The 9,331-nt window shown below is 70.6% G+C and carries 6 protein-coding genes, 1 tRNA gene and 1 other RNA gene; 5 read left to right on the forward strand and 3 right to left on the reverse strand.

What is annotated here, in order from left to right; genetic code table 11:
* The 4 genes from MTQ10_RS23130 to MTQ10_RS23145 all read left to right on the forward strand — a co-directional run.
* Positions 1-597: GNAT family N-acetyltransferase (locus MTQ10_RS23130; protein ID WP_247471994.1), on the forward strand; the 597-nt coding region annotated here is incomplete at its 5' end.
* Positions 594-1,067, forward strand: coding sequence for a cupin domain-containing protein (locus MTQ10_RS23135; RefSeq protein WP_247471995.1), 474 nt, complete (start codon positions 594-596; stop codon positions 1,065-1,067). The genes MTQ10_RS23130 and MTQ10_RS23135, both read left to right, overlap by 4 nt.
* Positions 1,064-1,825, forward strand: a complete 762-nt coding sequence (locus MTQ10_RS23140; RefSeq protein WP_247471997.1) for an SDR family NAD(P)-dependent oxidoreductase — start codon at positions 1,064-1,066, stop codon at positions 1,823-1,825. Before MTQ10_RS23135 ends, MTQ10_RS23140 begins: the two co-directional genes overlap by 4 nt.
* A 193-nt stretch (positions 1,826-2,018) precedes the next feature.
* Positions 2,019-3,836 carry a copper resistance CopC/CopD family protein gene (locus tag MTQ10_RS23145; protein WP_247472003.1) on the forward strand — a complete coding sequence of 606 codons (1,818 nt, stop codon included), beginning with the start codon at positions 2,019-2,021 and terminating at the stop codon, positions 3,834-3,836.
* Positions 3,837-3,941: 105 nt separating this feature from the next.
* Here the strand turns inward: MTQ10_RS23145 and MTQ10_RS23150 are convergent, their stop codons facing one another.
* From MTQ10_RS23150 to MTQ10_RS23160, 3 genes are all read right to left on the reverse strand, one after another.
* Positions 3,942-5,297 (reverse strand): hypothetical protein, encoded by a 1,356-nt coding sequence (locus tag MTQ10_RS23150; protein WP_247471999.1) that lies wholly within the window; start codon positions 5,295-5,297, stop codon positions 3,942-3,944.
* 548 nt (positions 5,298-5,845) lie between these two features.
* Complete coding sequence (locus MTQ10_RS23155; RefSeq protein WP_247472001.1) at positions 5,846-8,323, reverse strand: tetratricopeptide repeat protein; 2,478 nt, start codon at positions 8,321-8,323, stop codon at positions 5,846-5,848.
* Between the two features lie 720 nt (positions 8,324-9,043).
* Positions 9,044-9,131: transfer RNA gene (locus MTQ10_RS23160), tRNA-Ser, on the reverse strand.
* 72 nt (positions 9,132-9,203) lie between these two features.
* On the opposite strand from MTQ10_RS23160, the gene ffs reads away from it, so the two are divergent.
* Positions 9,204-9,302, forward strand: an RNA gene (gene ffs / locus MTQ10_RS23165) — signal recognition particle sRNA small type.
* Positions 9,303-9,331 lie beyond the last annotated feature (29 nt).

Genomic DNA, 9,331 nt, shown 5'->3' on the forward strand with positions numbered 1-9,331 from the left:
CCACCCGCCCGCACCCCCGTCCACGAGCAGCACGTCGACGGCTTCGGCACGGTCCGCATCCTGCCGCTGGACGCGCACACCGACGCCGACATCGTGCACAGCTGGGTCAGCGAGGAACGCGCCGTCTTCTGGGGCATGAACGGCCTCACCCGTGACCAGGTGGCCGAGATCTACGCCCACATGGCCACCCTGGACACCCACCACGCCTACCTCGTGACCCGCGACGACGAACCAGCGGCCCTGCTCCAGACCTACGAGCCCGAGGCCGACCGGGTCAGCGAGTGCTACGACGTGCAGCCAGGCGACCTCGGCATCCACCTGCTCCTCGCCCCCGCCGGCCCGGAAGGACCACGGCACGGCTGGTCGGCGGCGCTGATCTCCGTCTTCGCCGCCTACACCCTGCTCGGCCTCGACCGGCAGCGGATCGTCGTCGACCCGGACGTACGCAACGAGAAGGCGATCACCCGGCTGCTGGCGCAGGGCTTCGAGAAGGGCCCGCAGGTCGTGCTGCCCGAGATCGACCTGCCCGACGTGTACCTCCCGGAAAAGCAGGCCCAACTCGCCTTCCTGCGCCGGGAGGTAGCCTTCCCCGGGTGACCCCGGAAGAGCTGGTTGCACACTACGGCCTGGAGCCGCTGCTCCGCGAGGGCGGCCTGTACCGCCGTACCTGGGCAGGATCCCGACGGCCGGACGGCAGGCCCGCGGGCTCGGCGATCCTCGTCCTGCTCACCGCCGACGACTACTCCGCCCTGCACCGCCTGCCCCTCGACGAGATCTGGCACTACCACCTCGGCGACCCCCTGGACCTGCTGCTCCTCGCCCCCGACGGCACCACCCGCACCGCCGTACTCGGCCCGGACCTGCGCGCCGGCCAGCACGTGCAGTACGTCGTGCCCGCCGGCACCTGGATGGGCGCGCGGGTCGCCGAGGGCGGCGCCTGGACGTTCTTCGGCTGCACCATGGCACCCGGCTTCACCGACGCCGACTACGAACACGGCGACGCCGCCGAGCTCACGGCGCGCTATCCCGCACAGGCCGCCAGGATCGTGGAACTCTGCCGCCCATGACGCTCCTGCGTGGACACACCGCCTTGGTCACCGGCGCGGGCGGCGGCATCGGGCGCGGTATCGCGCTGCGCCTCGCCGAGGAGGGCGCCGCCGTCGCGCTGCACTGCCGTACGTCGGTCGACGCGGCCCGCGCCACGGCCGCCGCCATCGAAGCCGCCGGAGGCCGTGCCGTCGTCCTTCGTGCCGACCTCACCGACGAGGACGACTGCCACCGGCTGGTCCGCGAGGCCGCCGACTGGGCCGGCGGGGGACTCACCACACTGGTCAACAACGCCGCGGTACAGCCCGTGCAGGAACTGCCCGACATGACAGCGGCGGACTGGCGGTACGTCGTCGAAACCGACCTGATCAGCGTCTTCGCCTGCACACAGGCCGCCGCGGCCCTCATGCGGGACAGCGGCGGAGGCAGCATCACCCATATCGCCTCCATCGAGGCCCACCGGCCCGCCCCCGGCCACGCCCACTACGCCGCCGCGAAGGCGGCCGTCGTCCAGCACGCCCGCGCGGCGGCGCTGGAGTACGGGCCGTACGGCATCCGCGTCAACACCGTCTCCCCGGGACTGATCGAACGGGACGGCATCGCCGAGGCCTGGCCGGACGGAGTGCGGCGCTGGCAGCGGGCGGCGCCGCTCGGCCGGCTCGGCCGCCCCCAGGACATCGGCGACGCCTGCGTCTTCCTCGCCTCACCTCTCGCGTCCTGGGTGAGCGGCCATGACCTGGTGGTGGACGGAGGAGTGTCGGTACGTCCGACGTGGTGAGAGGAGCGTGAAGGGAAGGTTTCACGTGAAACACCAGGAACACGCCCCAAAAGACCGACCGCACGCCCCGTTCACCAGCGAACTGAGCAACGACGACCCCCCGCCCGTATCCATGGGGAGCACCGGTCGGCGACAGCGGGGAAGTCGGGGAAGTGACGTGGAACGCGACGACGGACACCGATGCCGACGGCTGATGCTGCTCGGCGCCCTGCTGGCCCTGCTGGTCCTCGGTGGCGCGGCCCCGGCCTCCGCACACGCGGCGCTGCGCTCCTCCGACCCCGCCGACGGCACCGTCCTGAAGACGGCCCCCCGCGCCCTCACCCTCACCTTCACCGAGTCGGTGGGCCTGCTCGACGGCTCCTTCCGGGTGTACGACCCCGACGGGCACCGGCTGCGCACAGGCGAGCCCGGCCATGCCGACGGCCGCGCCGACACGGCCCGCGTCACCCTGCCGGGCAAGCTCGACGAGGGCACGTACGCGGTGGCCTGGAGGGTGGTCTCCGCGGACAGCCACCCCATCTCCGGCGCGTTCACCTTCTCCGTCGGCGCACCCAGCCCGACCTCCGCGCCCGCCGCCACGGCACCCACGGAGGACGCGGCCACCCGGACCCTGGTCGACGCGGCCCGCTACACGGCGTACGGGGGTGCGGCCCTGCTCATCGGCGCGGCGGTGTTCCTGGCGGTGTGCCGCCCACCGGAGGAGGACCCCGCGCTGCGGCGCCCGGCACGCATCGGCTGGTGGCTGCTGCTGGCGGCGACAGCAGCGCTGTTGCTGCTGCGCGCCCCGTACGAGACGGGTGAGGGCCCGTCGGCGGCCCTCGACCCCGGTGCTCTCGCCCGTACCGTCACCACCCGCCCCGGCTGGGCGCTCCTCGCCAGGCTGGCGCTCCTCGGCGCGGTCGCCGCCCTGGCACGCCGCACGCGCGCCCTGCGTACGGTCGGCCCCGTCCTGGCCGTGGCCCTCGCGCTGACCTGGGCATCGGCGGAACACGCGGCGGCGGGCCCGCAGGTGCCGGTGGCGATGACGGCGGCGGTGCTGCATCTGCTGGCGATGGCGGTGTGGCTGGGCGGCCTGGTGTGCCTGCTGACGCTGACGGCCCCCGGCCGGACGCTCCCCCCGGACGTACCGGCCCGCTTCTCCCGCCTCGCCTTCTCCTGCGTGACGGTCCTCGCGGTCACCGGCGTCTACCAGTCGTGGCGGGGCCTCGGCTCCTGGCAGGCGCTCACGGACACGGCGTACGGCCGCATCCTGCTGGCCAAGCTGGCAGCGGTGACCCTGCTGCTGGCAGCGGCGGCCGTGTCGCGCACCTGGACGACAAGGCTCGCGACGCCCGCGCACGCCGCACCGGAGGATGCCACGACGGACACCGCCGCACCGGAGGAGGCCCGCGAGCTGACGACAGCGGGCATCCGCACGCACACGACAGCCCACCCGCCGAACCGGCCGGACAAACGGACCACCCCGACCCCGAACCGACCGACCCCCCCGACCGTCGACGAAGGCGCTCCGAAGGAGCCGCCGGCCCCGAACACAGGCCTGCGCCGCTCGGTCCTGGCCGAGACGCTGATCGGCGTACTGGTCCTGGTGATCACCACGGTGCTGACCACAACGGTGCCGGGCCGCGCCGAAGCGGAGGCGGCCGACACCCCGCCCACCGTGACCTCGGGCCTGCCCGGCGCCTCGGTCGCCCGGGTCCCCTTCGCGGTCGGCAGCGCGCGCGGCACGGTACAGGTCACGCTCTCCCCGGCCCGCACCGGCGACAACGCGGTCGAGGCGGTCGTCTACGCCGCCGACGGAGGCTTCGCGTCCGTCCCCGAACTGCGCATCGCCTTCACACTCCCGGAAAAACAACTCGGCCCCCTGGACGCCCCCCTCACCGACCGAGGCGGCTACTGGGCCGCCGACACCCTCACCCTCCCCCTCCCCGGCACCTGGACGATGAAGGTGACGGTACGGGTATCGGAAATCGAACAGGTGACAGTGACCCGCGAGATCCAGGTGACACCCTGACCCCGCCGGACCGCGGGATGGAGGGTTCTCACATCACCTAACGCGACATCGACTCCTCACAGTCCGACGTCGTGACGTCCCCAGGCCCGGACGCCGACGCCGGCGTCACTCCTGCACAAGACGGATCGCCAACACGGTCCCGTCGGCGCGGATGGACACCGCGCTCCATTGCCCAGACGTGCTGCGGTCCGGCCATTGCCCGCGGAGGTCGTGCACCTCGCGGCGGTATTCGTTGACACGGCCGTAGTGGAGGTGCTCGTACAGACTCCTCTCGAGACCGGAGAACGCCTCCACACGGGTGCCGTTGAGTCGGTAGATGTGGTCGGTGCCGACGAAGTCGATGCCGTGGATGGCGTGCTTCGCATCTCGCAGTTGCACCGTGCCGGTACGGGTGTCGTGCAGGAAGTGGCGGTGCCCTTGTTCCTTGGTCAGGTACTGGGCGGTGGGCCTGCCGCCTCCGGTGAAGGCTGTGAGCGTGGCTGCTTCTGTCCGTGCGAGCACGATGCTGAACCACGCGTAGGAATCCGGCAGCACCTGAAAGCCCGGGACGATCGTCTCTCCGCGGTCGGTGGGCCGTACGACCTCGGGCACGCGATTGTCCTGTTCCAGCACCAGGTCCAGGTCGGCTCCGGGCTGCTCTCCGGGAGTCTGGAGAAGGGCCATGCCTCGCTTCTCGAGGGCGTGCAGGGCGAGGGGCTCCCTGGCAGGGATCTCGGTGCCTATGAGCAGGTACGGGACGGTGCCGTAGGGCCCGATGTGCACCGACTCGACGTGGGCACTGGCCGTGCTCAGCTGCTTGTGTACCTGATGGGTGCTGCTGTGTGTGCCCTTCGAGGCGAGGAGGAGGACCTTGGACGGCTGCCCCGGTTGCCAGGCTTCGACGAAGAAGTGCGGCCTTCTCTGAAGAGGTTCCGGGCGACGGCCCTTGCCGGCCCCTGTCAGCGTCCAGCCCGCTTTCAGGGCGACGTCCGCCGGGATGACGGAGACCGAGTGGTCGGGGTACCGGGACCTGACGATGTCCTCGGCCAGCAGCGAGGCGAAGCCGGTACCGATTTCACTGGACTGTGTGGCCTTGTAGAAGCGCAGGAGATCGCGTCCTTCGGCCGACAGTTGCAGGTAGCGGCCTCGGTTGGCTTCCAGGGCTTGGACGTAGCGGAGGCTGCCCCAATGCTCGGCGAGTCCCCGTCCCGCGCCCTGGCGGGCCGAAGCAGCGCCGAGGCCGATGGCGTGGATGACCTGCCAGGGAGTGAGTGTCAGTGATCGCGGCGCACTCCTGACGGCCCGGTAGTCGGTGCGTCGGCGCAGTAAACCTCGACCGTCGCCGGTGCGCTTTTCGTCCTCTTCCGCCGCAGCCTTGGTCACCTGGACAGCGAGTTCGGTGGACGAGCGGACCTGGACGTGGGAGGTGGTACTGAGCTCGTGGAGGATCTCGGCAACAGCCTTGGGATCGCCCTCGTTCACCTGCGGCCCTTCCGTCGACGTCGTGTGGCGTGAGCCGGAGGACGGTAGGACGGGGCAAGGAGGCGCAGACAAGTGCGCACGGAGGGCGCACGCCGGGGTTCGGCCATGCCCGACGGCCGGCCGGTGATGAACGGGACGGCCGCTGCCTGCCCGGGCGCTCTCAGGGCGTGCGCGGCCGTCATGCGGGTCTTCCCGCCGAATGCCACTGTCTCGGCTTCGTGGATGCCGGGCCACCAGCGTTGCAGGTCCTTCGGAGACAAGGTGGCAGAGGCCGTCCGTGATGGTCGCCTCGGCGTCCGGGAGCCGGACGCCGATCCGGAGGCCTCGGCATTGACGGCCGCTGCTCCGGCCCGGGCTGGGAGGCCGAGGCCCAGGTGAGCGGCACGGACCGGGCCGCCGTGGAGATGTCCTTCGCTGAGGCCTGTGCACAGGATGTAGACCGCGCTCAGAACCCAGGGAGGTACGGCGACACCGTGGCAGACAGATCGCAGGCAGCCAGAGGGGATTGGAGGCCCCTCCGAGTGCTGTCCTGCAAGTGGTGACAAGTCCTACGACGCTGCCTGTGGAGCTTCCCCATCCAGGCCCGCCGAGCGGTTCAGCCAGAAGTGGGCCTCCTCGGTCCTGCCCCGTTCCAGGAGGATGCGCCCGACCCTGTGCATGGCGACCCGGTTGTTCGTCGTGATCGCTGTGTGCCGGTACCAGTCGAGGGCCTCGGTCGTCCTTCCACGGGCTGCGAGGTGGTCGGCCACCGGCATCAGCGCCGCCGTGTGGCCCGCGACCGCAGCCTCCTGGTACCACTCAAGCTTGGCTTCCTCCATGCCGGCCTCGTCAAAGTACGCGAGTGCCTCGGTGAGCGCGGCGAAGTCCCCGGCGCTGATCCGGCCTCGCAGCCAGTCCAGCATCTCGCCGTACAGCCCGAGTGAAATCATGACCTCTACCCGGACTCCCAGGGCGTCCACGTCGCCGCTGTCGCTGCGGGTCCGGAGCCAGGCCAGGGCCTCGTCTCCGCGCCCGGCGTCCAGCAGTTCCGCGACGAACTGGCGCAATGCGATGGGGTCTCCGAGATCAGCCGCCCGTTTGTACAGAGCGATCGCCTCCGCCACCTTGCCCTTGGCGCGCAGTGCGTCGGCTGCCTCTGCCAGCGCGTCGCGGTCCCCCTGCGCCATCATGGATTCCAGCCGTCTCTGGGCTTCTCCCCCCGCCTCTGATGCGCCCAACAGACGTACACCTTCCCGCAGCGCGTCAATCGCCCCTGTCTCGGCGCGCGACCACAGCCAGTCCTCTGCCTCACTGGCACGTCCCACGGACCGCATCACGTGAACGGCGACATGCTGGGCGTTCAGATCACCGGATTCGGCCCGGGCCTGTAGCCAGGGCAGGGTCTCCTCGGCCCACTTCTCCCGGCCGGGGAGGTCTCTGATCTGGAAGAGGGCCGACTGCTCGCCGTGCTCGACGGCACGGACGTACAGCCGGCAGGCATCCGCATACGCACCCGCCGTACGTGCCGCGTCGGCGAGGGGCAGCAGGGCACTGCGGTCGGCGTGGTCGGACGCAGCGCGCCACAGTTCGGCGGGCACCTTGTGGTTGAGCCGTACGATGCGGGCTTCGTGGTCGAGAAGGTCGGAGAGCCGGTAGTGGGTGGCTGTTGCCCGCACGTCGTCACCGGGGACGCCACGGCCGGCCGGCGCCACTTCTCCGAGCGGAGGCCGGGCGCCACGGCACTGCCTGGGATCGGACACGTACTCCCAGGCACTGTTCAGCTCGGCGTCACTGAGCAGGTCATAGGCAGCGCGCCCGATGTAGCCGGGTAGTGCCGCTGCCAGAAGGGCCGCGGGAAGTTCTGGTCCGTGTCCCAAGCGGCGCAGGTCCATGGCCGCATCGATCAGTCCGCGGGCCGCCGTCGGCGCGAACTGGTACCTGCGCTGGATCTCGTGTCCACCTGCCATGTACTGGGTGAGGCGCCCGTCCTCGGCCTTGGCGAGTGCCTCGGCCCAGTGGGGGTCGGTGAGCGCTGCTGCTTCGACCTGGCGTCGTACCTCTGGTGCTGTGAAGTCGTTCGGCACCGGGATGACCGACTCGCCCACTCGGAAGTCCAGCCCGTCGAGGCGGTCGGGCCCCCTGCGCTCGTTGCTCCTGTACCTGACGGAGCGGAGCAACCGACGTGTGTTGGCGTGCTCGTCGTCCTGCGACGCTCGGGACGGGATAGCCCGCAGGGTGCTCAGGTAGTGGGGCCAGATCGTTCCCAGAAGCAGGATGGGTGCTCGACGCCTCAGGCGCAGCACCTCGTTCAGCTGTGCTGCCAGCCGAGGGCCCGAAGGCGAGCCGTTGGTCATGAAGAAGGTGTGCGCCTCGTCCAGCCAGATCACCGTGTGTGGTGCGACCAACGGCAGCTCCTCCAGCGCCTGGTCTGCGCTGAGGGGAGCCCACAGCCGCCAGTTGTCCGGCAGGCTCTGGATCGCTTCCCAGCAGGCCCGGGTCTTCCCCGTCGACGACTCGCCGGACAGCATCGCCTGGGCGCTCTCCCCGCGCACGGCCAGTTCCACCTTCAGGCGCAGCAGCTCGTCGTGCTCCCGTCGGATGTAGATCGGCAGGTCACCGGCATTGTCTGCGCCGTCACTCTCGATGACCTCGTGCACGCGGAGGATGAACGGGTTGTCGAAGTTTCGGATCGGCTCACCCGCATACTCGACGGATCTCGCTTCGAGCCACAGATCGAAGGTCTTCTCAGTGGCTCGGGCCTCGTCCCATCGTGCCTCGCGCGCCAGGACCCGCGCGATGCTGAGCACGTCCGCTTGTTGGGGCAGCTCCGTGCCAGCCAGACAACGGTTGATCGTGTCTTTGCTCGGCCGGCCCTTCGCGTCGTCGTCGTTGTCGACGAGTTGCTTGATGGCCCGCATGGTTGGCTCGCCCGCCGCCAGATACAGGTCGTAGAGGTAGTCGTGGAGTTGGCCCCGGGCACCGGGAGCCCACTGCGGCGGCCCGAGCGGGCGGGGCCGCCTGATGGAGGGCTTCTCGTCTCGACTCATCCGCCGATCATTGCCCAACGGTCGTATCTCCCGCAGGTCAAAGACATGGCTCCGGAGCACCCGTCTCCACTCGTCCAGGCGCTCCCGGTATCCCTTCGACTGGTCTTACGGCCGATGCCCGGCCGGCTCCGCACCCATGGACGGGAGCGGTGCGTCGCATGACACCTGGGAGGGTACGGTGCGCGACCCGAACGAGAAGGAGAGAGCGAAGGCGCCTCGTGCGGACGATGTGGGGGAGGAGAACCGCCAAGCGAATCCGGGCGCGTGGCCGGAGGCTTCGAGCCGCCGCGGCTGGCGCACACGGGTGGTGCGCGGCGCTGTGTTCATGATGAAGGAGACGCTCCGTGGCATCGGCTCCGGCGTCGGCAGTGTGGCCGTCACCGCCGTGATCCTGTGGTGGCAGTCCCGGCACTGATCGGTCGGCACCGGCCGTCGCGGTTCGTGAGCAGGGGGCGGCGGCCGGGCCCGTCTGACGATCAGCCCATGGTGCGGCCATGGGCACGGCGGTATCGGCCACACCGACGGCGGACACCGGCTGTCGGCCCGTGCTTTCCCGCGAGACCGGTCCGAACCACTCTGCCCCCGCTCTGCGTGGCCGTGGGCGGGGACACTGGATCGCGTCGGAGCCGGAAGGGGCGGCTGAGACCAGAACTGAGATCACGGAACGACGAAGGTCCCGGCCGCTGTGCGGTCGGGACCTTCGTTTCGGCTGGTCAGCCGTGGCGGAGGATACGAGATTCGAACTCGTGAGGGGTTGCCCCCAACACGCTTTCCAAGCGTGCGCCCTAGGCCTCTAGGCGAATCCTCCGCCGGAAACATTACATGACCGAGGGGAGTGCTCGCGAACTCGATCCGCTCGGTCCGCATCGGGTAGGCTGTGCGGAGCCCCTCACGCGGCGCTATCTGACTGAACTCCCCCAGGGCCGGAAGGCAGCAAGGGTAGGTCGGCTCTGGCGGGTGCGTGGGGGGCGCTTGCGTTTCCGGCACCCGGGGCCCGGGGCCCGGGCG

It is taken from the genome of Streptomyces sp. XM83C, assembly GCF_023072675.1.
GTDB lineage: Bacteria > Actinomycetota > Actinomycetes > Streptomycetales > Streptomycetaceae > Streptomyces > Streptomyces thermocoprophilus.

Excerpts from the sequence above, each read along its gene's own strand:
- MTQ10_RS23155 (WP_247472001.1), bottom strand. The coding sequence starts at position 8,323 with ATGAGTCGAGACGAGAAGCCCTCCATCAGGCGGCCCCGCCCGCTCGGG.
- MTQ10_RS23145 (WP_247472003.1), top strand. The coding sequence starts at position 2,019 with ATGCTGCTCGGCGCCCTGCTGGCCCTGCTGGTCCTCGGTGGCGCGGCC.
- MTQ10_RS23140 (WP_247471997.1), top strand. The coding sequence starts at position 1,064 with ATGACGCTCCTGCGTGGACACACCGCCTTGGTCACCGGCGCGGGCGGC.